Source organism: Chryseobacterium sp. C-71, assembly GCF_020911865.1.
Lineage (GTDB): Bacteria > Bacteroidota > Bacteroidia > Flavobacteriales > Weeksellaceae > Chryseobacterium.
This window is the reverse complement of the sequence record NZ_CP087131.1, coordinates 2,862,500-2,889,345: the sequence shown is the minus strand read 5'-3', so window position 1 is coordinate 2,889,345 and position 26,846 is coordinate 2,862,500. Positions and strand designations below refer to the sequence as shown.

At 35.8% G+C, this 26,846-nt stretch carries 25 protein-coding genes and 2 tRNA genes; 6 read left to right on the top strand and 21 right to left on the bottom strand.

The features are described 5' to 3' along the window. Positions 1 to 152: 152 nt before the first annotated feature. The 8 genes from LNP04_RS13225 to LNP04_RS13190 form a co-directional block, all read right to left on the bottom strand. Positions 153 to 1,232: a porin gene (locus LNP04_RS13225; RefSeq protein WP_229983427.1), complete on the bottom strand. Its 1,080-nt coding sequence runs from the start codon at positions 1,230 to 1,232 to the stop codon at positions 153 to 155. 317 nt (positions 1,233 to 1,549) lie between these two features. After that, the gene (locus tag LNP04_RS13220; RefSeq protein WP_229983426.1) at positions 1,550 to 2,116 is read right to left on the bottom strand and encodes a K(+)-transporting ATPase subunit C; all 567 of its coding nucleotides are present in this window, start codon (positions 2,114 to 2,116) and stop codon (positions 1,550 to 1,552) included. A 102-nt stretch (positions 2,117 to 2,218) separates the two neighbouring features. Beyond that, positions 2,219 to 4,228 carry a potassium-transporting ATPase subunit KdpB gene (gene kdpB / locus LNP04_RS13215; protein ID WP_229983425.1) on the bottom strand — a complete coding sequence of 670 codons (2,010 nt, stop codon included), beginning with the start codon at positions 4,226 to 4,228 and terminating at the stop codon, positions 2,219 to 2,221. 20 nt (positions 4,229 to 4,248) lie between these two features. Continuing rightward, positions 4,249 to 5,937 carry a potassium-transporting ATPase subunit KdpA gene (kdpA, locus tag LNP04_RS13210; RefSeq protein WP_229983424.1) on the bottom strand — a complete coding sequence of 563 codons (1,689 nt, stop codon included), beginning with the start codon at positions 5,935 to 5,937 and terminating at the stop codon, positions 4,249 to 4,251. A gap of 224 nt (positions 5,938 to 6,161) precedes the next feature. Then, the gene (locus tag LNP04_RS13205; protein ID WP_229983423.1) at positions 6,162 to 6,542 is read right to left on the bottom strand and encodes a hypothetical protein; all 381 of its coding nucleotides are present in this window, start codon (positions 6,540 to 6,542) and stop codon (positions 6,162 to 6,164) included. A 96-nt stretch (positions 6,543 to 6,638) separates the two neighbouring features. Continuing rightward, positions 6,639 to 6,779, bottom strand: a complete 141-nt coding sequence (locus tag LNP04_RS13200; RefSeq protein WP_164463419.1) for a hypothetical protein — start codon at positions 6,777 to 6,779, stop codon at positions 6,639 to 6,641. Between the two features lie 100 nt (positions 6,780 to 6,879). After that, positions 6,880 to 7,239: a hypothetical protein gene (locus LNP04_RS13195; protein WP_229983422.1), complete on the bottom strand. Its 360-nt coding sequence runs from the start codon at positions 7,237 to 7,239 to the stop codon at positions 6,880 to 6,882. Positions 7,240 to 7,399: 160 nt separating this feature from the next. Next, positions 7,400 to 8,752, bottom strand: coding sequence for a sigma-54 dependent transcriptional regulator (locus LNP04_RS13190; protein WP_229983421.1), 1,353 nt, complete (start codon positions 8,750 to 8,752; stop codon positions 7,400 to 7,402). Between the two features lie 382 nt (positions 8,753 to 9,134). On the opposite strand from LNP04_RS13190, the gene LNP04_RS13185 reads away from it, so the two are divergent. The 6 genes from LNP04_RS13185 (at position 9,135) to LNP04_RS13160 (ending at position 12,037) form a co-directional block, all read left to right on the top strand. Then, complete coding sequence (locus LNP04_RS13185; protein WP_229983420.1) at positions 9,135 to 9,449, top strand: hypothetical protein; 315 nt, start codon at positions 9,135 to 9,137, stop codon at positions 9,447 to 9,449. A 73-nt stretch (positions 9,450 to 9,522) separates the two neighbouring features. Continuing rightward, positions 9,523 to 9,777, top strand: coding sequence for a 30S ribosomal protein S20 (gene rpsT, locus LNP04_RS13180; protein WP_047442289.1), 255 nt, complete (start codon positions 9,523 to 9,525; stop codon positions 9,775 to 9,777). Between the two features lie 8 nt (positions 9,778 to 9,785). Continuing rightward, a tRNA-Glu gene (locus LNP04_RS13175) sits at positions 9,786 to 9,857 on the top strand. Positions 9,858 to 9,924: 67 nt separating this feature from the next. After that, a tRNA-Glu gene (locus LNP04_RS13170) sits at positions 9,925 to 9,996 on the top strand. Positions 9,997 to 10,125: 129 nt separating this feature from the next. Beyond that, the gene (locus tag LNP04_RS13165) at positions 10,126 to 10,782 is read left to right on the top strand and encodes a FadR/GntR family transcriptional regulator (protein WP_229983419.1); all 657 of its coding nucleotides are present in this window, start codon (positions 10,126 to 10,128) and stop codon (positions 10,780 to 10,782) included. A gap of 49 nt (positions 10,783 to 10,831) precedes the next feature. Further along, complete coding sequence (locus LNP04_RS13160) at positions 10,832 to 12,037, top strand: MFS transporter (protein ID WP_229983418.1); 1,206 nt, start codon at positions 10,832 to 10,834, stop codon at positions 12,035 to 12,037. A gap of 109 nt (positions 12,038 to 12,146) precedes the next feature. Here LNP04_RS13160 and LNP04_RS13155 read toward each other — a convergent pair whose 3' ends face one another. The 13 genes from LNP04_RS13155 to LNP04_RS13095 form a co-directional block, all read right to left on the bottom strand. Beyond that, complete coding sequence (locus LNP04_RS13155) at positions 12,147 to 13,091, bottom strand: transporter (protein ID WP_229983417.1); 945 nt, start codon at positions 13,089 to 13,091, stop codon at positions 12,147 to 12,149. Positions 13,092 to 13,101: 10 nt separating this feature from the next. Continuing rightward, positions 13,102 to 14,148 (bottom strand): cytochrome-c peroxidase, encoded by a 1,047-nt coding sequence (locus LNP04_RS13150; protein WP_229983416.1) that lies wholly within the window; start codon positions 14,146 to 14,148, stop codon positions 13,102 to 13,104. Beyond that, positions 14,141 to 14,968: an MbnP family protein gene (locus LNP04_RS13145; protein ID WP_229983415.1), complete on the bottom strand. Its 828-nt coding sequence runs from the start codon at positions 14,966 to 14,968 to the stop codon at positions 14,141 to 14,143. Before LNP04_RS13145 ends, LNP04_RS13150 begins: the two co-directional genes overlap by 8 nt. Positions 14,969 to 15,167: 199 nt before the next feature. After that, the gene (locus LNP04_RS13140; protein ID WP_229983414.1) at positions 15,168 to 15,536 is read right to left on the bottom strand and encodes a hypothetical protein; all 369 of its coding nucleotides are present in this window, start codon (positions 15,534 to 15,536) and stop codon (positions 15,168 to 15,170) included. A gap of 4 nt (positions 15,537 to 15,540) precedes the next feature. Next, positions 15,541 to 16,215 (bottom strand): superoxide dismutase, encoded by a 675-nt coding sequence (locus tag LNP04_RS13135; protein ID WP_229983413.1) that lies wholly within the window; start codon positions 16,213 to 16,215, stop codon positions 15,541 to 15,543. A gap of 117 nt (positions 16,216 to 16,332) precedes the next feature. Continuing rightward, on the bottom strand, positions 16,333 to 17,016 hold the full coding sequence (locus tag LNP04_RS13130; RefSeq protein ID WP_229983412.1) for an SCO family protein: 684 nt from the start codon (positions 17,014 to 17,016) through the stop codon (positions 16,333 to 16,335). Next, positions 17,003 to 17,278 (bottom strand): YHS domain-containing protein, encoded by a 276-nt coding sequence (locus LNP04_RS13125; protein ID WP_229983411.1) that lies wholly within the window; start codon positions 17,276 to 17,278, stop codon positions 17,003 to 17,005. The genes LNP04_RS13130 and LNP04_RS13125 overlap by 14 nt, the downstream gene beginning before the upstream one ends. A 208-nt stretch (positions 17,279 to 17,486) precedes the next feature. After that, positions 17,487 to 17,849, bottom strand: a complete 363-nt coding sequence (locus LNP04_RS13120) for a hypothetical protein (RefSeq protein ID WP_229983410.1) — start codon at positions 17,847 to 17,849, stop codon at positions 17,487 to 17,489. Positions 17,850 to 18,135: 286 nt separating this feature from the next. Then, positions 18,136 to 19,785, bottom strand: a complete 1,650-nt coding sequence (locus tag LNP04_RS13115) for a heavy metal translocating P-type ATPase (protein ID WP_407928660.1) — start codon at positions 19,783 to 19,785, stop codon at positions 18,136 to 18,138. Between the two features lie 348 nt (positions 19,786 to 20,133). Then, positions 20,134 to 20,553 carry a Fur family transcriptional regulator gene (locus LNP04_RS13110; protein WP_229983408.1) on the bottom strand — a complete coding sequence of 140 codons (420 nt, stop codon included), beginning with the start codon at positions 20,551 to 20,553 and terminating at the stop codon, positions 20,134 to 20,136. Between the two features lie 12 nt (positions 20,554 to 20,565). Next, positions 20,566 to 21,789: an efflux RND transporter periplasmic adaptor subunit gene (locus LNP04_RS13105; protein WP_229983407.1), complete on the bottom strand. Its 1,224-nt coding sequence runs from the start codon at positions 21,787 to 21,789 to the stop codon at positions 20,566 to 20,568. Between the two features lies 1 nt (position 21,790). Next, on the bottom strand, positions 21,791 to 26,155 hold the full coding sequence (locus tag LNP04_RS13100; protein WP_229983406.1) for a CusA/CzcA family heavy metal efflux RND transporter: 4,365 nt from the start codon (positions 26,153 to 26,155) through the stop codon (positions 21,791 to 21,793). Between the two features lie 264 nt (positions 26,156 to 26,419). Beyond that, a complete protein-coding gene (locus tag LNP04_RS13095; protein WP_229983405.1) occupies positions 26,420 to 26,743 on the bottom strand; it encodes a DUF6660 family protein in 324 nt (107 codons plus the stop codon). Positions 26,744 to 26,846: the final 103 nt, after the last annotated feature.

Sequence of the window (26,846 nt, the reverse complement as noted above, 5' to 3'; positions counted from 1 at the left end):
TTCATTCAGACATAAATTTCAAGAGAATTTTTCTCCACCCAAGCCCTAAAGGGACGAAAAACTATCTTGAAATTGACCAAAACTACTACCTTTAGAGCCAGGGAAATAATTTTGGTCAATTTTAATTTAAACAAAGATCATATTCATTATTACTAAAATGAAATGACCAATGCCGTCGTTGCCGTCAGGCTATTTTTATTAATCTCATCTATTCTGTTCATAAAGATAGCATCTTTGCTGCTTAAATTTCTGATTTCTGTACGCCAAACGAGATTCGGCAAGATCTGATAATCAGCATTCAGAGAATATCCGAAAGTTTTAAAACCGTTTTCCGTTCCGGTAGCAATGATTACTCCTTTTTCATCCTGATAATATTCTCCTCTTGCTGTAAAACTCAGTTTTTCTGTAGCATTGTATTTTGCAATTAAAACCGGTGTGTACCAAATATTGTACTGCTCACTTCCTTTTTCTTTTTGTTCGGCACCAATGTCAAAACCTGCTGTCACTCCGAACTTTTTATTAATTTGATACACTGCATACAGATTATGAAAATATCGCATCTGGCGAATGCTGTCGGGTTTATCATTTCCGATGAAAGAACTGCTGTTGATGGTCAGTTTTTCATTAGGTTTAAATGTCAGCTGATGCCCGAATGCAGGCGTAGAATTTCCGTCAACTCTCTGAATACGCTGCCAACCATTGAGTACTAAACCGCTTACAAACCATTTTCCACTTTCAGATGTATAAGATATTTTTGCCCCTGTCTCGAAATAAGGAGAATTATCGGCTGCAAGACTTCTTGTAAGCGCCCAATTGTCTTTTCCGATGGCACTTTCAAAACCTATGTGAGAAGGAAAAATACCTGCATCAATCCAAAGATTATGTTTTTTTGAAATTTTCAAGCCTACATTGGATTCAAAAATATTTTTCATCACACCTTGCTCTGCTGCGTAATTAGCATTCATGTAAGTTCCGACTGCTAAAGCAAGATTGGCTCGAACATTTTCTGTGTTGTACGCCGTTTTTATAAAAGCTAAATTGACGTTTACTTCATTGTTCCGGTTGTGACTGTAAACAAACGAAGGACGGCTGTTATTTTTCGGATTATTAAAATCTGCAGTGTAATAAACCTCAGCGTATCCGCCAACGGTAAGAGGTTTTGTAATTGAATCGTTTTGAGCAGATGCACTGATACCGCATACAGCTAACAAAACAAATAGTATTTTTTTCATTTAGTTTAAATTTAAGAAAAATATGGGGTTTTATTTAGGAAATCAATGTTGTCAGAAGAAAAACATCAACAAATTTGACGATTGGTATGTCTATAGAACAAATTAACAGTTCGCTCCTCCGGAGCTTCGTTTTTGGAAGCTTTATTTTTTCTATTAACAGTAAATCCCGATGGGATTTAATACAGCTCCGTGAGGAGCAAACTGTTAATAGCAAATAGTTGTTTTTAGAAGTAAAGCTCCATAGGAGCGACCTGCTAATTATATTTTAATTTTTATCGGACAAAATATTTAAGATGATAAATATTGAGTTTAAAAATTTACTTCCCGCTTAACTGGTCGAGTGCGATATTCAATTTTAGAACATTGATTTTTTCAGGGCCAAACATTCCAATCAGAGGTTTCTCTGTATTTTGAACGATAAGATTATTGATTTTTGACTCATCAATATTTCTGATTTTCGCAATTCTTTTTACCTGAATTTTCGCTGCCTGCACAGAAAAATTAGGATCCAATCCGCTTCCGCTGGCCGTCACTAAATCTGCCGGAATATCTGACTTTACAATTCCAGGATTTTTCATCAAAATCGTATCGATACGAGCCTGAACTTGTTTGAGATACTCTTCATTCGATGGACCTTTGTTGCTTCCTCCCGAACCTGCTGCATTGTAATCGACTGCTGAAGGACGAGAATTGAAATATTGATCTGTACTTAATGACTGTCCTATATTAGCGTAATAGGTTTTATTATTATGTTTAATTAAATCTCCCTTTCCCTGATTAGGTGAAAGCTGAGCAATTGCCCAGATGGACATCGGATAAACAATGGCAAGAAAAACGATGCACAAAGCAGTCAGTTTAATTGCTGGTAAAATATGTTTTTTCATTTGATAATAATTTAAAAAGGCATGAAACAGGAAGAATTGAGATAGTTAAAAGGACGAAAAGTTACATGATAAAAGTCTCTTCCTGCCGTGCCTGTGAGCTATTTAGAAAAATAAGGATACAATGATGTCAATGATTTTAATTCCGATAAAAGGAATAATAACTCCGCCCAATCCGAAGATGAATAAATTCCTTCTGAGCAACGCCGATGCGCCGATTGGTTTATAAGCCACCCCTTTCAATGCCAGCGGAATCAGTATCGGAATGATAATCGCATTGAAAATGACTGCCGATAAAATTGCACTTTCCGGACTGTGAAGATTCATGATATTTAAACCTTGCAAAGCAGGAATTGCCGTGATAAACAATGCAGGAATAATGGCAAAATACTTCGCAACATCATTGGCGATACTGAATGTCGTCAGCGTTCCTCTAGTCATCAGCAACTGTTTACCAATCTCCACAACTTCTATTAATTTTGTCGGATCATTATCTAAATCAACCATGTTTCCGGCTTCTTTTGCAGCCTGAGTTCCGCTGTTCATTGCTACACCTACATCAGCCTGAGCCAATGCTGGAGCATCATTGGTACCGTCTCCCATCATGGCAACCAGACGACCTTCCTGCTGTTCTTTTTTGATGTAGTTCATTTTATCTTCCGGTTTCGCTTCGGCAATAAAATCGTCAACACCCGCTTTTTCAGCAATAAATTTTGCAGTCAGTGGATTGTCACCGGTGACCATCACTGTTTTAATACCCATTTTTCGGAGACGTTCAAAACGTTCGCTGATTCCTGGTTTAATGATATCCTGAAGTTCAATCAATCCCAAAACATTTTCATTTTCTGAAACTACGAGTGGCGTTCCTCCATTCTGAGAAATTTCTTTAACTTTTAAATCAATTTCTTGTGGAAAAATATTTCCAGCAGCTTCAGATATTTTTCTGATGGCGTCGGTTGCTCCTTTTCGGATGCGGTTTCCGTCGTAATCAATTCCTGAACTTCTGGTTTCTGCGGTAAATTTGATAAACTGAGGATTACTGATTTCATAGCTTAAAGGATTGATTCCCGCCAACTCAATGATTGATTTTCCTTCGGGAGTTTCATCTGCCATTGAACTCAAAACAGCCGCTTTGATTAATTGTTTTTCATCAACTTGGTTAGCAGGATAAAAACTTGTTGCCTTACGGTTTCCGATGGTGATTGTCCCTGTTTTATCTAAAAGTAAAACGTCGATATCTCCAGCTGTTTCTACTGCTCTACCGCTTTTGGTGATGACATTGGCACGCAATGCTCTGTCCATCCCGGCAATTCCGATGGCAGATAACAATCCGCCAATAGTAGTAGGAATTAAACAAACAAAAAGTGAGATAAATGATGCAATGGTAATCGTGACATTAGAATAATCTGCAAACGGTTTCAAGGTCACACAAACGATAATAAAAACCAATGTAAAACCTGCCAGCAAAATCGTCAAGGCAATTTCATTAGGCGTTTTTTGTCTTGAAGCACCTTCTACCAAGGCAATCATTTTATCTAAAAAGCTTTCTCCGGGTTGCGTTGTAACCTGTACAACAATTTTATCCGACAAAACTTTTGTTCCTCCTGTTACAGAACTTTTATCACCTCCAGATTCACGAATGACAGGAGCAGATTCTCCGGTAATCGCACTTTCATCAATTGTTGCAAGCCCTTCGATGATCTCTCCGTCTGAAGGGATGATATCTCCGGCTTCGCAAACGAAAACATCTCCTTTCTGTAATTTAGATGAAGAAATTGTTTCGCCATTTTGAAGTTTTGCAGGCGTTTCTTCTCTGGTTTTACGAAGACTGTCTGCCTGGGCTTTTCCTCTTGCTTCGGCAATTGCTTCGGCAAAATTCCCAAACAGAACGGTGAGTAAAAGAATGATGAATACCGTGAAATTGTAAGCAAAACTTCCCTGAGATTTTTCTCCTGTCAAAGTCCACACGCTTACAAAAAACATCACCAATGTACCGAGCCATACAAGAAACATGACGGGATTTTTAAACATCAGTTTCGGATTCAGTTTCACAAAAGACTGTTTCAATGCTTCCTGAACCAATTCTTTTTGAAACAAAGATTTATTTTGAGCCATTTTTAATCTGTTATTTTAATTTATCTTAATGAAAAATATTCTGCAATTGGACCCAATGCCAATGCCGGGAAGAATGATAATGCTGCAATAATTGCGATCACTGCAAAAGTCATCAGTCCGAATGTTGAAGTATCTGTTTTCAGCGTTCCTTCTCCTTCAGGAATATATTTTTTCTGAGCCAGTAATCCGGCAATTGCTACAGGACCGATAATCGGTAAGAAACGACCGACCAACAAGACAATTCCTGTAGAAATATTCCAGAAAGGATTATTATCACCCAGACCTTCAAAACCACTTCCGTTGTTGGCTGCTGAAGATGTATATTCGTAAAGCACTTCACTGAAACCGTGGAATCCAGGATTATTGAGTGTAGAAGTTCCGACTGCGGGGAAATAAGCAGCTATTGCTGCACCTACCAAAATAAGAAACGGATGAAGCAATGCAATGATCATCGCAATTTTCATTTCTCTGGCTTCAATCTTTTTGCCCATAAATTCCGGAGTACGGCCGACCATCAATCCGCTGATGAACACTGCAAGAATGATGTAGATGAATATATTTAAGATCCCTACTCCGTCACCGCCAAAAAATGCGTTAACCATCATCGCAAGCATCTGTGTCATCCCGGAAAGCGGCATCGAACTGTCGTGCATTGAGTTCACAGAACCCGTAGAAATAACCGTAGTTACAATACTCCAGAATCCTGAAGCGGCAGAACCAAAACGGATTTCTTTTCCTTCCATTGCACCGAGTGACTGATCAATTCCCATCTGGCTGATTGCAGGATTTCCGTTCATTTCCATTACAACTGTAGGAACTGCAAGTAAAAGAAATCCGATGGTCATGACTCCAAAAATCATGTATCCAAATTTATTTCTTCTGATGAAATAACCAAAAGCAAAAACCATTGCCATTGGAATAATCAACTGTGAAACCATTTCTACCATATTGGTAAAATAGTTCGGGTTTTCTAGCGGATGAGCTGAATTTACTCCAAAAAATCCACCGCCATTCGTTCCTATATGTTTTATAGGCACAAAAGCAGCAACAGGTCCTGTAGAAACTTCCATATTTTTACCTTCCAGCGTAATCATCTTATCCTTTCCTTCAAACGTCATCGGCATTCCCTGAAAAACCAATACTAAACCCATTAAGAATGAAAGAGGCAGCAAAATTCTTGTGATTGATTTTAGCAAATAATCATAAAAATTACCTAGTTTTTCGGTTGTTTTTTCGCGGAAAGCTTTGAATACAACGATTGCTGCTGCGATCCCTGTTGCAGCGGAAACAAATTGAAGAAACATCAGCCATATCTGTCCGAGATAACTTAATCCTGTTTCACCTGAATAATGCTGTAAATTACAATTGACGAGGAAAGAAATTGTTGTATTAAATGCCAGATCCGGCGACATACCCGGATTTCCGTCCGGATTGAGCGGAAGCCAGCTCATATTCATCAGAACGAGCATACTGATGAAAAACCATAAAAAGTTGATGGTTAAAAGTGCGATCAGATGCTGTTTCCAGTTCATTTCATGATCAGGATCGATTCCTGATATTTTGTAGAAAAATCTTTCTACGGGTTTGAAAACAGGATCCAGAAATGTTTTTTCTCCTGTGAATACTTTTGAAATATACTTTCCAAAAGGTATCGCCAACAGCAATGTTATGACAAACATTGCTACAACGCCTAAAATTTCAGTGTTCATAGTTTGTTTAATGAATTAGTGCAAATTCTTTTACGGTAATCACCAAGTACAAAAAAGCAATGATGAAGCTGATCCAGAAAATCAGAATTCCCCACTCTTTTATTTGATGTATGATCTTACGGTTCATTTGCTTATTAATTGGTTTTAAAATTTTTCCGGCTTTACGAGCACATAGCAGATATAAATGAATATGGCTATTGATATAAAAAATAGTAGGGTCATTTTTAGAATTTTAGATCTTGATCTTTTTTTGTTTGTTCGCTGTATACCATTCTAAAATCTTTTGGGATTTCCTGATACAGAAATCTCCACTGTTGCGGTTTTAGACTTTTCCTCAGACTTGCAAATGAGCGTATAAAGAGATTCTCTATAATGTATCTGATGTAAGAATTTCCGTTTTTGTAAATCCAGTACATTCTTTTGATTGAAATATTGATTTTCTGTACGTTTGATTTTTGCGTATCTATTTTCATATTATCAATCATAACCTGTATCACTCCCGGGAAATTGTTTTGCTCAGAAAGTGCAACAATCTCTCTTCGAACCGACGGAAAAAAAACTTTCAGATATTCTACAGCGGTGAATCTGTTTATTTTGTTTAACATTTTAGATTTTGTCGAAATATTCAACAAGACGGTAAAACAAAACAAATAACACAACCGCAGTGATTAATAGAATAATTGTTATCATTTTATTTAATTTTAATTAACCTGCAGAATCGCAGCGGCTACAAAAACACCAAGGATTACAGCAATATTGATCGTAATGACTTCGAGGTTGTGCTTTTCACGGGTAGACTTTAAGAGTTTCCAGTCTCCTATTTTTCTGATTTTTGATTTCATATGTAGATTTTTATTGTTTTTTAAAGGTCATATGCAATCGCTGAATCTTCAATACAATTTTGTATTTCCAAATCATGGCGATTTCATTTCTTTAAAATTTTTAAATTCCTGATTTATAAACCTGGCGTAAGTAGTTGTTTTGAAGACTTGGTGACATTTTAGAAAAAATCAAATCTTTGTATGAAGGTTCACAACAAAACGTAAGACTGTCTAAAGAATAAATGAAAATGTTTTCGATAGCGTTCTTTAATGCCTGATCCCCTTTGTTATAAAGCTGATTCATCTTGGTAATCGACTTCATCAGAATTTTCTGATCATGATTTTTAATCAGTTTTTTGATTTGTTTGGTGAAAATACTGATCACCATAAATGGAGTTTTTGTTTTGTAAGACTCTTTAAAATCTTCCTGAGATTCAGGGATGATTTTTACGATTTCTCTTACAGCATCTGTATGATTCATTTTTAATTTGTTTTGAATCTCTAATGCCAAGATTTATTCCCTTGAACAACAAAAACACACAATAAATTGAAAACCAATTAATTAAATCAAATTCAAAACATTTCAAAACACAAAAAACCCTATCAAAATGATAGGGTCGTTATCAGAATGGAATTATTTTTTAAGAAATTTTATACTCTTCTACCTTTCGGTACAAGGTGGCAATGCCGATTTCGAGTAAACGGGCAGCTTCGGCTTTATTGCCTTTGGTATGATTAAGAACTTTCTGAATCTGCATTTTCTCAGCACTCGCCATAGAGAAAGCAGACATCATTTTGGTTTGAGAAGAATCTATCTCGTTATTGTAGACCGAAATATCTAAAGGAAGACTATCTATTTCTAATTCAGATGAATCTGTGAGAATAACACTTCTCTCAATTACATTTCGAAGCTCACGGATGTTACCTTTCCAGAGATGATTTCTTAATGCTTTTAAATAATCCAAAGAGACGGAAGTGATATTTTTCCCGGTCTTGAGCGAAAAACTTTTCAGGAAGAAATTGACAAGTAATTCAATATCAGCCACTCTTTCTCTTAAAGAAGGAAGCTTAATCTGAAAAATATTAATTCTATAATATAAGTCTTCACGGAAATTCCCTTTTTCGATTTCAGTTTCCAGATCTCTGTTGGTGGCAGCGATGATTCTCACATCCGTTTTAATAGGCTTATTGTCACCCACTTTCAGAAATTCTCCCGATTCTAAAACACGCAAAAGTTTTGCCTGCAAATCCAACGGCATCTCACCGATTTCATCCAAAAAAACAGTTCCCAGATTGGCTTCTTCAAAAATACCTTTGCTGTCTTTCAGAGCTCCGGTAAAAGCACCTGCTTTGTGACCAAATAATTCATTTTCCAGCAAATCTTTTCCAAAAGCCGAACAATTAATGGCAATGAAATTATTTTTATTCCTATTACTAGCATGGTGAATGGCTTGCGCAAAAACCTCTTTTCCGGTACCCGTTTCGCCCGTCAAAAGAACGGTAGCATCGGTAGTTGCGACTTTTCTTGCAGAATCTACCACTTTGGTGATTGCTGATGATTTTCCTATGATGCTGTCAAATGATTGTTTTCTGTTGAGTTGCTTTTCCAGATGCAAAACGCGTTTGTTTAACGCAACTTTTTCAGATGCTTTATAAATGAGAGGAAGAATTCTGGTATTGTCGTCACCTTTTGTAATGTAATCAAACGCACCGTTTTTAATCGCCAGAACGCCGTCGGGAATGTTTCCAAAAGCTGTTAAGAGAATAATTTCTACGCTAGGAAATTTATCTTTTATAATTTTAGAGCATTCCACTCCGTTTCCGTCGGGTAGTTTGACATCGCAGATAACGATATCGATCTCTGAGGTTTCGAGTTTCTTCAATCCACTCTTCAGATTGCTCGCTTCGAAAACTTCAAAACCTTCCAGGGCGATGATTCTTGAGAGAAGCGATCTTATTTTCGCTTCATCATCAATGATTAAAATGGTGTTCAATGCTGTAAAATATAATGTTCAAAATTAGAATTATTATTTCATTCGGAATCCGTTTGAAAAAAAATTATTCATCATCGCAACTGAAATAGGCATAAAATATCTTTAATTTTGAAATACATTTGAAAAAAATCACTATTCAGACATTATTTTGAACCTGATAATTAGCTTTTTAACAAAAAATTTCATTTAATTAATATCTCTATTTTGAAAAAAAGAAAAAAATATTACCTTTGCACCAACCTAAAAGGGAGATTGGGAGTTCTTATAATTTAATTCATGACAATAATGGTTTTTATAATAATCTGTTACAGACAAATCTTTAAACCTTTATATGTCGTAAATCTAGAATGTACATAACTCTTAGATTACCAAATTTGATATCATGCCGGATTTAAAGATACAGGAAGCAAAATTGCTTTTTAATAAAATCCACTCGAACCCAAAAAGTTACGATTTAAAGATCAATGAAGAAGGGATTACAGGCAGAGATGATAAAATAAGTTTCAGACTCTATAGGAACGGTGAGGGAAGTGCCTTTGAGGTACTGATTGACGGGATAACGTTCACCAATACCACTGGGGAATGGAACAATGCTCTGAATATGCTGACAAGCACTATCAGAAAAATAGAAAAAGAACAACAGAATATAAAACTAGAACAGGCATTAGATAAGCTCAAAAAATACCTCTCAGAATAAAGTTCAAATTTTTTAAAAATAAATTTGGCTGGTATAAAAAAAGTTTATAAATTTGCACTCACATTTGAACGATATGGCAAATCATAAATCAGCTCTTAAAAGAATAAGACAAAACGAAGTTAGAAAAGTTCGTAACAGATATTACCACAAGACTGCTAGAACAGCAATCAAAGGGTTAAGAAATGAAGAGGACAAAACTGCAGCAACAGAACAATTGCCAAAAGTTATCGCTTTATTGGATAAATTAGCTAAGAAAAATATTATCCACAAAAACAAAGCGGCTAACTTAAAAAGTAAATTGACTAAGCACGTTAACAAGTTAGCGTAATTATAGTAGGCCCGTTCGTCTATCGGTTAGGACCTCAGGTTTTCATCCTGGTAAGAGGGGTTCGACTCCCCTACGGGCTACTAAAAAGAATTGAAACTTTTAAAAATTCAAAATTACTAACCCGCTATTTATAGTGTGATGGTAGATGGCCCGTTCGTCTATCGGTTAGGACCTCAGGTTTTCATCCTGGTAAGAGGGGTTCGACTCCCCTACGGGCTACAAAAGAGATTTCAAATTTGAAATCTCTTTTTTGTTTTCGATACAGTTAAAAATCATCTATAAAGTTAACTTAGATATTTAAAAATTGCTATATCTTTGCAATTCATCAGATGATATGATGTTTTAAATATGCAGATTCAAAGAAAAACTTTAGCGCAGGAAGTTGCAGATAGATTAATCGAAGGAATATCCAACGATGAATATGCTATTGGCGAAAAACTTCCGATTGAATCTGAGCTGATGAAAATCTACGGCGTCGGCCGCTCCAGCATTCGTGAAGCGATAAAAATTTTATCGATTAAAGGGATTCTCAATGTACAGCAAGGCGTTGGAACTTTTGTGGTTGCTAAAAACGCTCAGGAATCTTTAGAATCTCAAATGAATAAAGCAGAGATTCAGGATGTACAAGAAGTGCGTTCACTGCTCGATTCAAAAATTGCAGCAAAGGCAGCGATAAACCGAACCGAGGAAGATTTAAAAACAATTAAAAAATATCTGGATCTCAGATCTCAATTTGCAGAAGAAAATCTCGCAACGGAATGCTATCAGGCAGATATCAATTTTCATTTGGCCATTGCAGAAGCTTGCGGAAACAAACTTTTACGGGAAATTTACAAAGTAGCAACAAAAAATATATTGAGTTCTTTTGAAATTAGGCATCACAACAATACGGACTCATTTAAAATTTCACAAAAAATACATATCGACCTTTATCAATCTATCGAAAATGGTAATGCTGAAAAAGCTTCCATCATTGCGCAAAAAATAGTTGATCAGATTTACTAAAAAAATTTAATAAAATTCATCAGATGATATGATGAATAAAAGTAATATTATGGAAAATATCTCTACAAAAACAATTGACACTACAAAAATTGTTTATCCTATCCTGTTCATGATTAGTTTTTCTCATTTTTTGAATGACTTAATTCAATCTACTATTCCTTCGCTTTACCCGATATTAAAAGGAGAATTCAGCTTATCTTTCGCTCAAATTGGAATTATCACCTTGGTATTTCAGCTTACCGCTTCTATTTTGCAGCCCTTTGTGGGAATTTATACGGATAAGAAACCCAATCCAAGATCTTTAGCCATCGGCATGGGATTATCAATGGCCGGATTACTTTTGTTGGCGGCCGCACATCAGTATTATGTCATTCTAATTTCTGTGGCATTGATTGGAATGGGCTCATCAATTTTTCACCCTGAAGCTTCAAGGGTAGCACAATTGGCATCGGGTGGACAAAAAGGATTGGCTCAATCTATATTTCAGGTAGGTGGAAATTCAGGAAGTGCGATTGGACCTTTATTGGTTGCTTTAATTATTCTTCCTTTAGGACAAGGTTATGTAGGATTATTTGCTATTGCAGCATTTATCGGAATCATCGTACTGTGGAGAATCGGGAACTGGTATGCGGAAAGATTATCATTGAAAAAATCTGCAAAACATCCAAGCGACATTATCGAAATACAGCTTTCCCGTAAAAAAGTTCTTTTTTCAGTGGCTATTTTATTGACTTTGGTATTTTCAAAATACATTTACCTGGCTTCAATGACCAATTATTTTACTTTTTTCCTCATTGATAAATTCCACATTTCGGTACAAGATTCTCAGTTATTTTTATTCATGTTTTTAGCGGCCGTTGCTGTAGGAACCATTTTAGGAGGGAAATTAGGTGATAAATACGGCAGAAAAAAAATCATCTGGATTTCTATTTTAGGTGCGGCACCATTCACACTTTGTCTTCCTTATCTTTCATTATTCTGGACAATTGCATTTGCGGTTATCATAGGATTAATCATCGCTTCCGCATTTTCCGCAATATTAGTCTACGCCACAGATTTGATGCCCAATAAAATCGGATTGGTTGCAGGATTATTCTTCGGATTTATGTTTGGAATGGGCGGAATAGGATCTGCTGTTTTAGGAGCAGTCGCAGATGATACGAGCATAGAATATGTTTTCAAAATCTGCGCATTCTTACCTTTAATGGGAATTATCACCGCATTTTTACCTAATATAAAAGGACATAAAAAATAGTCCTCAAGGCTGTGGATGAGGACTATTACAATTATATAGTAGAATTTTAGGTTTAAGAAAGAATTACGACAATTGCTTTTTTTACCTAAAATTCTATTTTTTATTTATTTTAAATTCCAAAGTTGATAAAAATACTAAATCTTGATCTCGCTTCAATATCTCCTCCCGCCAGATTGGTATAAGTCGGAAGCATTAGTTCTGTTCCCAGACTGAATTTTTTGTAAGAAGCTTCAAAACCTAACTTTCCATATAAAGAACTTCCGGCAGTTTTCGGAATATCTTCTTTATATTGGCGGTTTCGATCATAGACTTCACCCTGAAAACCAAATTTTGCAGAAAGAATGCTTTTCTCACTTCCAAAGATTTGATAAAATCCTGTGGCTGAATAATTCCACTGATTCCCAAACTGATAGTGTTTTTTGTTTTCGGTTTTAATCGTGTAATCGGTATTGAGAAGCACAGCCAGTTTATTTTTTTGAAATCTGTAATTCAAAACTGCCTGATAATCCCAACTTCCGGTTCCCAACTGAAAGCTCGGATTGACTCCGGAAATTCCTTTTTCATCAAACTTTCCGAGCGGAACTTTAACTCCAACTCCACCATTCAGCTGATGAATATTGTCTTTTGAATTAATCAACTGATAAATTCCCATCAAATTAAAATCTCCGAATCCGTTAATATTAATATCACCTTGCAAAGTTCTCTTTTCATGAAAATGAAATGGCAGACTTCCGTAAATACTCAATTTTTGAGTCAGAGGAATTTTTGCCCAAAGCTGAAGGGTATTGAAATACTGATCCTGCGTTAAATCGTTGACAAATAAATTCTCTTTCGCTTTATAATGCTGAGCGAAATATTTAATTCCGATAAACTGAGGATTTAACAAAGATTCAAAACCTGACGAACCATTTCCTGCTGCGCAACCACAGGCATCACATTCATTGAATAAAATATCATCTTGAAAATTATTTGAAATGTATAAACTGTCATTCGTTGTTTTTGCCTGAAAACTGTTCGAAGAAATCAGACTTATGATAAAAATTATTTTCTTCATTTCTCTTTAATTATTCAGCGAATTTTGGATTGGAAATAAAATTTTTGTCCGATAAAGTTTTCAGAAAAGCAATAATGAATTTTTTTTCCTGAGCATTCATCGGAATTCCAATATGATTGTTCTGTTTCAGTTGAGTGTCGAGATTAGGATGATCTTCAACACTATCAGAATAAAAATTAAGTACTGCTTCCAAAGTATAAAATCTTCCGTCATGCATGTAAGGTGCTGTGTATTCTACATTCCTCAAGCTTGGAACACGGAATTTCATCCAGTCATTTTGATCCAGCGTCACCCGATGTCGTCCTGCATCTTTAAATTGGGCATTGTAATACATTCCGGTATTTCTGAAACTTTCATCAGTAAACAATTCTCCGCTGTGGCAGGAAGCACATTTTTGTTGAAACAAAGCCATTCCTTGAGATTCTTCAGAAGATAAATTTACTTTTCCCTGTTTAAACCGATCATATTTGGAATCTGCCGAAATCAAAGTGGCTATAAACTGCGACAATGCTTTTAACACTCTTTCTCCGGTAATACTTTCATCACCGTAAGCCTGCTTAAACAATTTTTTATAAACATCCTCTTTACTGAGTTTGGTAATCACTTCAGGCATTGAACTATCCATCTCGTTTGCATCGGTGATCGGAATGATCGGCTGTTGGTTTAAATTATGAATCACGCCGTCCCACATATACCGCTTCAGAAAAGCCATGTTTTGAATGGCCGGCGCATTTCTGATTCCGATTCTGTCGTCAATTCCGTGGCTCACCGTATGACCATGATGGGTAAAAGCATGTTCCTGAATATGACAGAAACCGCATGAAATGGTATTATTTCTTGAAAGTCTGCCTTCGTAAAATAATTTCCTGCCTAACTCTACTCCATTTTTTGTGATTGGATTTTCATCCTGATCAAAAGTCATCTCCGGAAAATATGCTGGAAACCGAAGATTCACGGCTTCATCTTTTTCTAAAGGCTGAATCACATCATCGGAACACGAAACAAAATTCAGAGAAGCAATGATCAACAATCCTGTTTTTAAAATAAGCTTAATCATTGTGAACGTGATCTATTTTAAACATTTTCGTTAAATTATTCGTCACATTCACTAAATGCTGATTGGAGCCCATCGCCATATTATTAGTCGTTGAAAGGCTTAAAGCAGTTTCTCCACTTAAATATTGGTTGAAATCTGCCAGAATATGAATCGAAGGTTTTACTGTTGTAGAAACTCTGGCGGTTGTTGGAAGATCTAAAATCACTTCACGATACAAATCCGGAGTATTATTGGCGGCTACATTTCCCATGTTTCCTGTGTGATTCATAAATTCAGTGTTGGCAGAACTCGTTCCGTATTTTCCTTCGAGTTTTACGAAAATATATCCGGCAGCCCAAGACCAGGTCAGACTTTCTTTTTTGGCTTTTTCCCAGAATTCGGCCTGTCCGTTTTGTCCCAATAAATAGGCATTCTGACTGATCCCTAATCCGAATTTTATTTTTTTGTAATTGCCTTTAGGAATTTCATCTAAGTCTACGTAAACAATTCCGGCAACGGCTTTCTCCTGATTGATGATAAAAGCACCTTTGTCGGGATTACTTTCGTTGTATTTGAATTCATTTCCGTTTTCGTCGATTAAACTGATGTTGCTGATGACATATTTTAAGGTTGAAAACTGATGTTTTTGTCCGCTGGAAGACGTTTGAGTAGTTTGATTGAGTACAATATTCCCGAGATTATTGAATCCGTTTTCAAATTTGAGCTGGAGTTTTCCTTTTGTTTCGGGTGAAGAATCGTCTTCATCATTGTTACGACATGATGTAAAGGTTAAAAAAGTAAAGGCAATAAAGAATAATGATAAAAATTTATAAATTTTCATTCTGATTTTGATTTTTTAGTTGAAATGTTGTTTTATGCTGCATCCGCGATAGGGATGATAGCGGTTATCCTTTTTGTCTTTTCTGAATCGTTGTTTTATAGACTCACTTGGTAAGACAAAAAGATATGAGCGGACAGCCCGACCCAAGCGGCTGGAAAAGCCAGGGAAAGGGAATCGTCCAAAAAATTGATATGTACAACTAAAAAATCGGTGGTCTGAAAATATTTTTCAGAAAGAGGAATGTGTAACCTGTTTGGTAAGTGAAATTCAGGTTTGGGAATGAGAAATTGTTCCCGATTGAGGTTTTAAAAATCTCTGTAGGAATGTAAAAATCCAGTACTTTTTGAATGGAATTTTTCCCTTTGGAAAGTGGTGAAGAATCGGTATCGTTTGTTTTTGATAATTCTTTGGTCAGGTAACATTTTCCGTTACAATGAAGGTCAACATTTTTCTTGTTAACGCAGAGTTCTTCGCTGATGTATTGATAATTTACAGCATACTCCACCAACGGAATCAGAGGTCTGAATACCGTAAAAAAGGTAAGAAATATGCTGCAAATTAAATTCAAAAGATTATTTTTTGCTTAACGCTTCGTCATATCTTCTGCTGATTTCTTTCCAGTTGGTAACGTTCCAAATGGCAGTTAAATAATCAGCTCTTTTGTTTTGATATTTCAGATAGTAAGCGTGCTCCCAAACGTCGATACCGAAGATTGGAGTTCCTTTTTCTTCCACCACATCCATTAGAGGATTGTCCTGATTTGGTGTTGAAGAAACAAATAATTTCCCGCTTTTATCCACAGAAAGCCAAGCCCAACCAGAACCAAAACGGTCTGCTCCAGCTTTAGCCATTTTTTCTTTGAAAGCATCCATGCTACCGAAAGCATCAGTGATTGCTTTTGATAATTTAGCTGAAGGCTTTGTGTCTTTTTGTGGAGTCAAAACTGTCCAGAATAACTCATGGTTATAATGTCCTCCAGCGTTATTTCTTACCGCCATTGGCAAAGTTCCCGCCTTTGAAAGAATTTCAAACAAAGTTTGCTTTTCCTGTGGTGTTCCTGCGATTGCTTTATTCAAATTTGCCACGTAAGCCGCTGCGTGTTTTGAATAGTGAATCTCCATGGTTTGCGCGTCCACATTTCCCTCCAGTGCATTGTATGCATACGGTAAAGGTGTTTGCTTGAACTGTGCAAACGCAAACTGCGCCGCAAATACTGCAGTGAATGCAGCTACTTTAAAAATCTTCATAATGTTTTGTATGTAAGGTTAAACTTTTAATTCTTTGGCTGGAAGTTGGATGTTTGGTGATGGAAGTTTTTTTCGGTGTGATCAAAACTTCCCTTATCCAGCTTCATACTTCTGGCCTTATTTCAATAATTTCTTAATATCTTCTATCAACATTTCTCTGTCGGGGTGGAACTTCCCGGTCAATTTAGGGATTTTTCCTTCGGCATCTTCATAATTTAATCCTGAATAATAAAGAATCGGCATATTTTCTTTATTGTATCGACATCTGATATTTCCATCCTGGTCGACTAAAGCAATCATTCCGCTGTGATTGAGGTTTTCACTTTCGTCTTCTTTATCGCCTACATAAATATCAAACTGATCAGCGAGATTTCCAATATACGCTCGGTCACCAGTCAGAAAATGCCAGTTCGGAGATTTTACGCCTATTCTTTGAGCATGACTTTTCAACAACTCTGGACTATCATTTTCAGGATCGATACTGATGGAAATAATACCAAAGTCAGGATTGTTAATCTCATCTTCAATCGCTCTCATGTTGGTATTCATCACCGGACAAATCGTTGGACATTTGCTGAAGAAAAATTCAACCAAATAAACTTTCCCCAGCATATCTTTATTTGTCACCTTTTTACGGTTTTGATCGGTCAGTTCAAAATCCGGAACTTTCATCACCGTATAAAGATTGCTTTTAAAATAACTCATTCCAAATCCTATTCCTAAAAACAGTAAGGCAATGATTGCAATCGGAATGATAATCTTCCTTTTTGCACTGTTATCAGCCTTTTTATTTTTGGACATACTTCTCAGGATTTTTCTTAAACTCATCCTTACAGTAGCTACTGCAAAAACCGTACGTTTTATTTTTGTAGACCGCAGTATCTTTCATATCGCTTTCGGTAAGCATATGACAAATCGGGTCTACAGCGTTTGCAAACTTTACTTTTTGGGCAGTCGTTTTTGTAGCAGTATTTTTCTTTTTATGCTTTACTTTCGGGGTTTCCTGCGCACAGGCTAATAATGAAACAGACAAAAATGCCGTTAATAAAATCTTTGATTTCATTTTATTTAAATTGAAATTAATAATTGAGATGAATAAAATTAATTGAAGCCTTAAACTAAATTTAATATTACTTAATCATTTTGAACCATTAAGGTCAGTTAAGTTGTTAAGAATCTTTAAGGAAATCGGATAGATTTTTAAGCCTAAAACTTGCACCTTTTAATCTTCGACAGTTTAAACACAACTATAAATTTAGTTTAAATGAAGTTTAGGATAATGGAGGATGGAATATTCTGGAAAAATATTCTGAAGTATATAAATGAATACCATTGGAATTCGGCTTTTCTAATTGTAAACAAGCAATATCAATATCTGAAAACGCAAGAATCTCATTGTATAAAAAAACATCTAATCCCGAAATTTTCACATTCTGACCGTTATTAGATTGCTTTTCAGTTTTTGCCAGTTCTTTTTTGACAAAACATTTTCCTTTACAGTCAGATTCAATAACTTTTCGGTTCTCACAAAGATTTTTCACAATGTAGTCATAGTTGACAGCATAATTGACCAATGGCAAAACCGGACGGATTGCAATGGTGAAAATAATGAAAAAGGATAAGAGAAACTTCAAGTATCAAATCTTTACCACAAATATAGTGTAGAAAATTTGTTTCTTCTGTATTTTATGATGAAAGTCAGTTTTGGATTGGACCGGGATGTTTTTAAGTTCCCGCAGATTACACGGATTTGCACAGATAGTTGAAAATATATTCTGAAAATATTTAAGTTTTGGCTAAAGCCAATCATATTGGAAATTTAGAAGGCGGGCTAAAGCCCGCCCCTATTGATAAAAATGCATCCAAAGATTTACAGTTTATTTGTAAACTTCCATCTCCCAGCTTCAGTCTTCTAGCTCATCAAAACTTCATTCTTTGAATTCTCACTGCATTTAATATCGCCAACAATGCAACACCGACATCGGCAAAAACAGCTTCCCACATTGTTGCTAAACCGCCTGCTCCGAGAATCAGAACGATGGCTTTGACGGCAAATGCCAGAATAATATTTTGCCAAACTATTTTTTTAGTTTGTTTTCCTATATTGATTGCCATTGGAATTTTACTTGGCTGGTCATCCTGAATAACGATATCAGCAGTTTCAATGGTGGCATCACTTCCTAAACCGCCCATTGCTATTCCCACGTCGCTTAAAGCAACAACAGGAGCATCATTCACGCCGTCTCCTACAAAAGCTACTGTTTGATTTTTCGCTTTGATTTCTTTTACCTTATTGACTTTATCTTCTGGAAGTAAGTCGCCATACGCATTTTCAATTCCTAATTTATCCGCAACAAATTTTACAACGGAAGTTTTGTCACCACTTAACATGGTTGTTTTTACACCCAATGATTTTAATTTGTTAATCGTTAATTGAGCATCTTCTTTAATACTATCTGCAATTGTAAGATAACCAACAAACTTTTTATCATAAGCGACGGCAATTAAAGTGTAGACAATCTTTTCAATATTTACATCAAATGAAATATTGAACTGCTTCATGAGTTTTAAATTTCCGACTAAAATTTCCTTGCCGTCGATGTCTGCTTTTAAACCTTGTCCTGCAATTTCTTCTACATTTTCTAACTGAATTGAATGATCTACTTCGCCCACAAACTCATGAATTGCAGTTGCAACGGGATGTGTGCTTTGGCTTTCTAAAACATTGACAAATTTTAAAATTTTTTCCTGATTAAATTCTTTATTAAAATGAACTTCCTGCACTTTAAAAACGCCTTCAGTCATCGTTCCGGTTTTATCCATCACCACATTCTGAATATTGGCTAAAATATCTAAGAAATTACTTCCTTTAATTAAAATTCCGTTACGACTTCCTGCTCCAATTCCACCAAAGTATCCTAGTGGAATAGAAATAACCAACGCACAAGGACAAGAGATAACCAAGAAAACCAATGCTTTGTAGAGCCATTCTTTAAACTGATAATTTTCAATAAAAAAATACGGTAACAAAGTAATTCCTATCGCCATAAATACAACGATTGGGGTGTAAATTTTCGCAAATTTTCTGATGAAAAGTTCTGTAGGAGCTTTTTGAGATGTCGCATTCTGAACCAATTCTAAGATTTTGCTCAACTTACTGTCTTTAAATGAAGCAGTAACTTTAATTTGACTTACGGTATTCAAATTGATCATTCCTGCTAAAACAGTTTCACCTTTTATTTTGGTGTCGGGTTTACTTTCTCCGGTAAGTGCAGAAGTGTTGAAAGATGATTTATCTGAAAGCAATTCGCCGTCTAATCCTAATTTCTCCCCCGATTTTAACTGAATAATATCCCCAATTTTTGCATCGACAGCTTTCACCAACTTCGGTTTGCCATTTTCTAAAACGGTAACTTCATCAGGACGCTGATCAAGAAGAGATTTTATATTCGACTTGGCTTTGGTCACTGCCATTGCCTGAAAAACTTCACCTACAGAATAAAACAACATGACCGCTACACCTTCGGGATATTCTCCGATTGCAAAAGCGCCTACAGTTGCGATTCCCATTAGGAAAAACTCTGAAAACACATCACCTTTCGTGATGCTTTCGTAGGCCTCTTTCAAAACTGGAAGTCCGACAGGAACGTAAGCAATTAAATACCAAACCAAGCGAATCCAGCCCGAAAACCAGTCAGGTTTTATATAATAATCTAAAGCTATTCCTATTAATAATAAAGAAAAAGAGATAATCGCAGGAAGAAACATCTGAAACGTAGATTGATCTCCCGTATCATGAGAATGGTCGTGGTCATGACCTTCATGATTGTGATTATGTTCTTTTTTTGATTTTGTACTGCAACACTCTTCCATAACTGAATAATTTTAATCAAATTTAGGTCTAAACTCAATGCAATACTATTGCAAACTTTCCAAACAGTTTTCACAAATTCCTTTGGCAAAAAGCCTGATCTCATCAATCCTGAAATTCGTCTGCATATTTTCGGGAAAGGAAATATCTTCTTTACAAGTGGTCTGTTTACAGATTTTACAGTAAAAATGAAGATGCCAGTCTTTATGTGTTGTCTCGTCGCAACCATCGTGGCAAAGCTTATACTTTGTCGTGGTATTTTCCTGAATACTGTGAACAATTCCTTTTTCTTCGAAGGTTTTTAATGTTCTGTAAATTGTGGTTCGGTCGGCATTTTCAAAATAATTTTCAATTTCTGATAATGACAAAGCTGCTTCCTGGGAACTCAAAAAATCATACACCAAAATCCTCATGCTTGTAGGCTTGGTATTTTTATCTATTAATTTATTTTCAATATCTTTTTTCATATTTTTTGAAAATTAATGTTCGTGTTCTCCAGAATTCGTCAATTTAGCATTAATGAAAAACGCTCCTTTTATTGCGATTTTTGCATTTTCAGGAATAGATTTCACAGGTGTAATTGCAGTATAACCCATTTCGGAAGTCCCTTTTACCACTTCTACTTTCTCAAAGTTAACAGTTTTTTCGTTGTGTTTTTCCTGAGATTTTTCATCTTTATGGTTTTCTGTCTTTTTATCACTCACGAGAAAAATATAATCTTTTCCGTCAGCGCTTGTGATAGCTGTGTTAGGAACGGCAGACATTAATCGGTTATCTAAACTTACCACTGCGGTGGCATTCATTCCATCAATCAAACCATTTTTATTTCCTTTTACTTTACAATGAATCGGAATGGTTTTACTTTGATTTTCAAAAGCTGTTCCGATGCTGTAGACCTCAGCATCATATTCGGCAACCGGGCTATTGGTCAACGTAAAATGAATCTTCTGCCCCACTTTTATCAATGGTAAATCCTTCTCAAAAACCTGTAAATCAAGATGTAAAGAGCTATTATCGACAATTTCAGCAACAGGCGATGAAACATCAATATAACTTCCGATCTGCAATAAAATATTACTGATTGTTCCACTAATTGGCGCTGTAACAGCAAGTCCGGATCTTAAATTTTTATTGGAAACATTTCCAGGGCTGATTCCCATCATCTGAATCTGTCTTTGTAAAGAAGCTCTTTTTGTTCTTAATGTTTTTAATTCGGCATCTGCATTTTGTAGATTTTTTTTCGCTCCGGCATCGTTATCGAAAAGTTCTTTCTGTCTTCTATATTCCTGTTCTGCAAAAGTGATTCTACTTCCTGTTGTTAAATAATCTTCCTGCAATTGAATAAACTCCGGATTGGCAATCGTAGCGATCACCTGACCTTTTTTCACATAATCTCCAACCTGAACATTTAATTTTTTAATTACTCCGCCGTATAAAGAAGTTGCGCTGGCTTTGTTGTTATTGGGAACACTCAACGCACCGTTGGCTTTAACGATCGATGTGAGCTCTTTCATTTCAATTTGTCCTAATGTAATGCCGACTGCATCCATTTGATCTTGAGTCAATTCTGCAAATTCCGAACTTTCATGTTCTGAATGTTCTTCGGTTTGCTCTTTTGGTTCTTCCGCTTTTTCAGATTTTCCACAACTCGCTAGAAAAAATGACAGAAGAATGATTATGATGATATTAAATTTTAATTTCATTTTATTTGTTGATTAAAGAATTAATGTTGACCACAGTTTGATTCACCTGCTGAATAGATTGCAAATATTTCAGTTCGATATTGGTTGCTGTTTGAAGAGCAAACAAATATTCTACATAAGAGATTTCTCCTGTTTTATAACCTAACTGAGCTGCTTTTACAATACTTTTCGCATTAGGAATCGCTTGATTTAAATAATACTGATACTGCTGAAGATCTTGCTGATACTGGCTTAACGAATTTTTTAGTTGAGCACCCAATTGCTGCTGTTGGACCTTCGCATTATTTTCCTCCATCTGCTTTTGATATTCCAACGATTTTATTTTTGCTTTTGTAGCCCCGAAAGTCAATGGAATAGCCACTCCAATACTTACAGAATTAAATCTATTTTCAGCGCCATAGTATTTTTCCTGTCCATTTAGGGTGTGAAAACCTATCAACGACTGATTGGTATATCCAATGCTGAAATCTGGTAAGCCTTGCGCTTTTTCAACATTTTTATTCTTTTCAAGCACTTCCATATTTTGTTTAAAAATCTGAATTGACGGATGATTTTCTACCGTTGCACTGTCTAGAAGATATTCTACTTTTAACGGTTCATATTTTTGAGAATCAGGAAAGGAAATATCTTCATCCGTATTCAACAAAACCTTTAAATTTTTATAGGCATTATTTAAATAAACCTTATTCTGCTGAAACAAAAGATTGATCTCTCCTTTTTGGGTTTCGGCAGTATTAATTTCGATCTTTTTAATATCTCCTGCTTTGAATCTCACCGTTGCAATTCTTATGAAATCGCCATACAAACTGTCGAGATATTTTAATTTTGCTTGATTGTACTGCAAATATTCGATCTGATAAAAATAGGATCTAACCTGTTTTATCAATTCATTTTCGGTAGCCTGTTTTTCAATTTTTTTGGTTTTGATCTCCTCCTGAATCAATTCTTTTCTGGCTTTAAATAACGTTGGAAACGGAATCGTTTGTGAGATAGCAAAAGACTGATCAAATTTCGGACTGTTGTATTGTCCGAGCTGCGCACTGAAATCCAGTTTTGGAATTTCTTTTGCGGTCGGTTTTAAGGCTTCGGAAGACTGAATATTAAGATCTTTTGCTTTGATAGAAGGATTATTTTCATGCAGTAATCCTATCGCCTGATTCAAAGAAATTTCTCTTGAACTTTGGGCTTTCAAATTTTGACCTAAAAATAAAGTTCCTATTAAAATGATTACTGTTAAAGGTTTTTTCAGCAATTTATCTTTAAGATTAATTTTAGAATTAAAAATAATATACAACATCGGCAAGACGAATAAAGTAAGGAAAGTTGCAGAGAGTAATCCTCCAATAACAACCGTGGCTAATGGTTTCTGAACTTCTGCTCCAGCACTTGTGCTTATTGCCATCGGTAAAAATCCGAAAGAAGCTACCGTTGCCGTCATTAAAACAGGTCTTAATCTGGTTTTCGTTCCTTCAATTACCCTTTTAAACACATCCGAGACTCCCTCTTTTTCTAATTGATTGAATGTTCCGATCAAAACAATTCCGTTAAGAACCGCCACTCCGAATAATGCGATAAAACCAATTCCGGCGCTGATACTGAAAGGCATTCCTCTCAACAAAAGAGCAAAAATACCTCCGATCGCACTCATTGGAATCGCTGTAAATATTAAAGTTGCCTGTTTAAATGAATGGAATGTGAAATACAGCAACATAAAGATCAGGAGAAGCGACACCGGAACGGCAATCATCAATCTTTGACTGGCTTCTTTTAAATTTTCAAACTGACCACCGTACGTAAAATAATATCCTGATGGAAGCTTTACATCTTTTTCTAATTTTTGCTGAATATCTTTCACAACACTTTCTACATCTCTTCCTTTTACATTAAAACCAACGACAATTCTTCGTTTACCTGCTTCACGGCTAATTTGTGCAGGTCCCAATTTATATTCAATATTTGCCACCTGAGATAATGGAACCTGAGTTCCGGTATTGGTTGGAACCATTAAATTGCTGACATCATCAATATCTGTCCGATACAGACTGTCTAATCTCACCACCAAATCAAAGCGTCTTTCATTTTCAAAGATTTGACCGGCAGTTTTTCCTGCAAACGCCGTACTTAAAACATTGTTGACATCTTCTACATTCAATCCGTAATTAGCAATTCTCGTTCTGTCGTAGGTAACGTTGATTTGTGGGAGTCCACCCACTCTTTCAACTTGTGGAGAAGTTGCTCCCTCAACATTTTGAATGACTTTGCTTACTTTATCAGCATAAATAGAAAGTGTATCCATATTTTCACCGAAGATCTTTACTGCAACATCTTGTCGGATCCCTGTCATTAATTCATTAAAACGCATTTGGATCGGCTGATTTGCTTCAAAGAAAACTCCGGGAATCACTTCCAGTTTTTCGGTGATTTCATCGGCCAATTCCGTATATGACTTTTTGGATTTCCATTCTTTTTGAGGTTTCAACACAATAATTAAATCGCTGGCTTCCGGCGGCATCGGATCTGTAGGGACTTCGGCTGAACCTGTTTTTCCGACTACCATTTTCACCTCATCAAATTGCTTAATAACTCTTGAAGCCTGCATTGAAGTTTCGATACTCTGACTTAATGAACTTCCCTGTGGTAAAATACAATGAAAGGCAAAATCTCCCTCCTGTAACTGTGGAATAAACTCACCACCCATTCTGCTAAAAATCAATGCTGAAATTGAAAATAACAAAACGGTGAGCCCAACAATTATATATTTAATTTTAATGGCTTTCTGTAATAAGCGTTGATACATTTTTTGAAGCCAATTCATCATTTTATCCGAAAAATTTTCTTTGTAAGTTGTTTTCTTCGAAAGGAAAAGTGCGCACATCATCGGAATGTAGGTCAGTGAAAGGATTAACGCTCCCAAAATTGCAAAACCAACTGTTTTAGCCATTGGTGAGAACATTTTACCTTCAATTCCTACCAACGTAAGAATCGGAATGTATACAATCAGAATGATAATTTCTCCAAAAGCGGCACTTCCACGGATTTTTGAAGCGGATAGAAAAACTTCCTCATCCATTTCGCTTTGTGTTAATCTTTGGACGGATTTCTTTAACCCTAAATGATGTAAAGTGGCTTCAACAATAATTACAGCTCCGTCTACAATCAATCCGAAATCGATCGCACCGAGGCTCATTAAATTAGCACTCACTCCGAAAACATTCATCATTCCCAAAGCAAATAATAATGATAAAGGAATTGCTGAAGCTACGATCAATCCTGCCCTAAAATTTCCGAGAAATAAGACTAAAACGAAGATTACGATCAATGCTCCTTCAATTAAATTCTTTTCTACTGTGCTGATGGCTCGACCTACCAAATCAGTTCTGTCTAAAAATGGTTCGATTACAATATCTGCAGGCAACGATTTTTGAATGGTCGGAATTTTTTCTTTAATTCTGTTAACAACATCGTTGCTGTTGGCTCCTTTCAACATCATAACCACTCCACCAACGGCATCGGTTTGCCCATTGTATGTCATTGCGCCGTAACGGGTTGCATGGCCAAAACGAACATCTGCGACATCTTTGACAAAAACAGGAATACTCCCTGTATTTTTTACCGCAATATTTTTAACATCATTAATAGAAGTTGCCAAACCAATTCCTCGGATGAAATAGGCATTTGGTTTTTTGTCAATATACGCTCCGCCTGTATTTTGATTGTTCTTTTCAAGGGCTGTGAAAATATCTGCAACGCTTACGCCCATTGCTTTTAGGCGATTAGGATTTACCGAAACTTCATATTGTTTCAATTCGCCTCCGAAACTATTGACCTCAGCAACTCCTTCTGTTCCGTATAATTGTCGGGAAACAATCCAATCCTGCATTGTGCGGAGATCTTTCGCATTGTATTTTTTCTCACTCCCTTTTTTAGGATGTAAAATATATTGGTAGACTTCGCCCAATCCTGTACTGACAGGCGCTAATTCAGGAGTTCCAATTCCTTTGGGGATATTTTCTTCGGCTTGCTTTAATCTTTCATTAATTAATTGTCGGGCAAAATAAATATCTACTTTATCTTTAAAAACAACAGTGATTACCGATAATCCGAATCTTGAAATACTTCGGGTTTCTTCTATATCGGGAACGGTAGCAATACTTTGTTCAATTGGAAAAGTGACTAATTGTTCTACTTCCTGCCCCGCCAAAGTCGGGCAAACCGTAATAATCTGAACCTGATTATTGGTAATATCAGGAACCGCATCGATGGGCAATCTGGAAGCACTCCAAACTCCCCAAATGATCAAAAGCAAAGTCATTATGCCAATAACGATCTTGTTTTTGATGCTAAATTTTATGATTTTATCTAACACAAATTGAGATTTAATTTGTGATTGTCTGTTTTGTTTTTTAATGCCGTTTAATTTTTTAACGCAAAGTGAGCAAAGATTTTTCTTTAACTACTAATCGTTTTTAAGTTCGCAAAGGCGTTCTACTTAGCAAAGATGTAAAGACAGGCAATCTGTTAATTTTAATTGAGAATATTTTACACTTCATTTAAAAATGAGATGCAAAAATATCATGAATACCTCTGCAATGATATTGCAAAGTCCCATGGAATATTTAAAATCAATACATTAAATCTTAGGCGGTTGCCAGATATGGTCGTACACCTGATAGGCAAAATTGTTTTTCTGAAATAGAATTTTCTTGGAAAAATAGGTTTGAATCTGCTTAGGAATATTCACTAAAGCATCCATTTTAAAAGCTGTAACCGTAATCTGACAGCAATTGCAAATACATAATGGTGAACAGATATCGCCTTTATCTTTAGAATGAGATTCGTCGAGACTGAACGATAATTCTGTTTTATTTGACCCGGATTGTTTATGTATGTCTTCACATGGCATTACGGATAACACCACGAAATACATTGCTAAAATCAATCTGAATAGGTTCATTATGACAAAGGTAGAGATTTTTTGTAAAGGAAATTTGGAATATCATCAATTTAATTTCAAAATAAAAAACCACTGCATTACGCAATGGTCCTTAAAAAAAATA

Coding starts and splice junctions, on each gene's coding strand:
- LNP04_RS13225 (WP_229983427.1), bottom strand. CDS start 1,232: ATGAAAAAAATACTATTTGTTTTGTTAGCTGTATGCGGTATCAGTGCA.
- LNP04_RS13220 (WP_229983426.1), bottom strand. CDS start 2,116: ATGAAAAAACATATTTTACCAGCAATTAAACTGACTGCTTTGTGCATC.
- kdpB (WP_229983425.1), bottom strand. CDS start 4,228: ATGGCTCAAAATAAATCTTTGTTTCAAAAAGAATTGGTTCAGGAAGCA.
- kdpA (WP_229983424.1), bottom strand. CDS start 5,937: ATGAACACTGAAATTTTAGGCGTTGTAGCAATGTTTGTCATAACATTG.
- LNP04_RS13205 (WP_229983423.1), bottom strand. CDS start 6,542: ATGTTAAACAAAATAAACAGATTCACCGCTGTAGAATATCTGAAAGTT.
- LNP04_RS13200 (WP_164463419.1), bottom strand. CDS start 6,779: ATGAAATCAAAAATCAGAAAAATAGGAGACTGGAAACTCTTAAAGTCT.
- LNP04_RS13195 (WP_229983422.1), bottom strand. CDS start 7,239: ATGAATCATACAGATGCTGTAAGAGAAATCGTAAAAATCATCCCTGAA.
- LNP04_RS13185 (WP_229983420.1), top strand. CDS start 9,135: ATGCCGGATTTAAAGATACAGGAAGCAAAATTGCTTTTTAATAAAATC.
- rpsT (WP_047442289.1), top strand. CDS start 9,523: ATGGCAAATCATAAATCAGCTCTTAAAAGAATAAGACAAAACGAAGTT.
- LNP04_RS13165 (WP_229983419.1), top strand. CDS start 10,126: ATGCAGATTCAAAGAAAAACTTTAGCGCAGGAAGTTGCAGATAGATTA.
- LNP04_RS13160 (WP_229983418.1), top strand. CDS start 10,832: ATGGAAAATATCTCTACAAAAACAATTGACACTACAAAAATTGTTTAT.
- LNP04_RS13155 (WP_229983417.1), bottom strand. CDS start 13,091: ATGAAGAAAATAATTTTTATCATAAGTCTGATTTCTTCGAACAGTTTT.
- LNP04_RS13150 (WP_229983416.1), bottom strand. CDS start 14,148: ATGATTAAGCTTATTTTAAAAACAGGATTGTTGATCATTGCTTCTCTG.
- LNP04_RS13145 (WP_229983415.1), bottom strand. CDS start 14,968: ATGAAAATTTATAAATTTTTATCATTATTCTTTATTGCCTTTACTTTT.
- LNP04_RS13135 (WP_229983413.1), bottom strand. CDS start 16,215: ATGAAGATTTTTAAAGTAGCTGCATTCACTGCAGTATTTGCGGCGCAG.
- LNP04_RS13130 (WP_229983412.1), bottom strand. CDS start 17,016: ATGTCCAAAAATAAAAAGGCTGATAACAGTGCAAAAAGGAAGATTATC.
- LNP04_RS13125 (WP_229983411.1), bottom strand. CDS start 17,278: ATGAAATCAAAGATTTTATTAACGGCATTTTTGTCTGTTTCATTATTA.
- LNP04_RS13115 (WP_407928660.1), bottom strand. CDS start 19,785: ATGGGAATCGCAACTGTAGGCGCTTTTGCAATCGGAGAATATCCCGAA.
- LNP04_RS13110 (WP_229983408.1), bottom strand. CDS start 20,553: ATGAAAAAAGATATTGAAAATAAATTAATAGATAAAAATACCAAGCCT.
- LNP04_RS13105 (WP_229983407.1), bottom strand. CDS start 21,789: ATGAAATTAAAATTTAATATCATCATAATCATTCTTCTGTCATTTTTT.
- LNP04_RS13095 (WP_229983405.1), bottom strand. CDS start 26,743: ATGAACCTATTCAGATTGATTTTAGCAATGTATTTCGTGGTGTTATCC.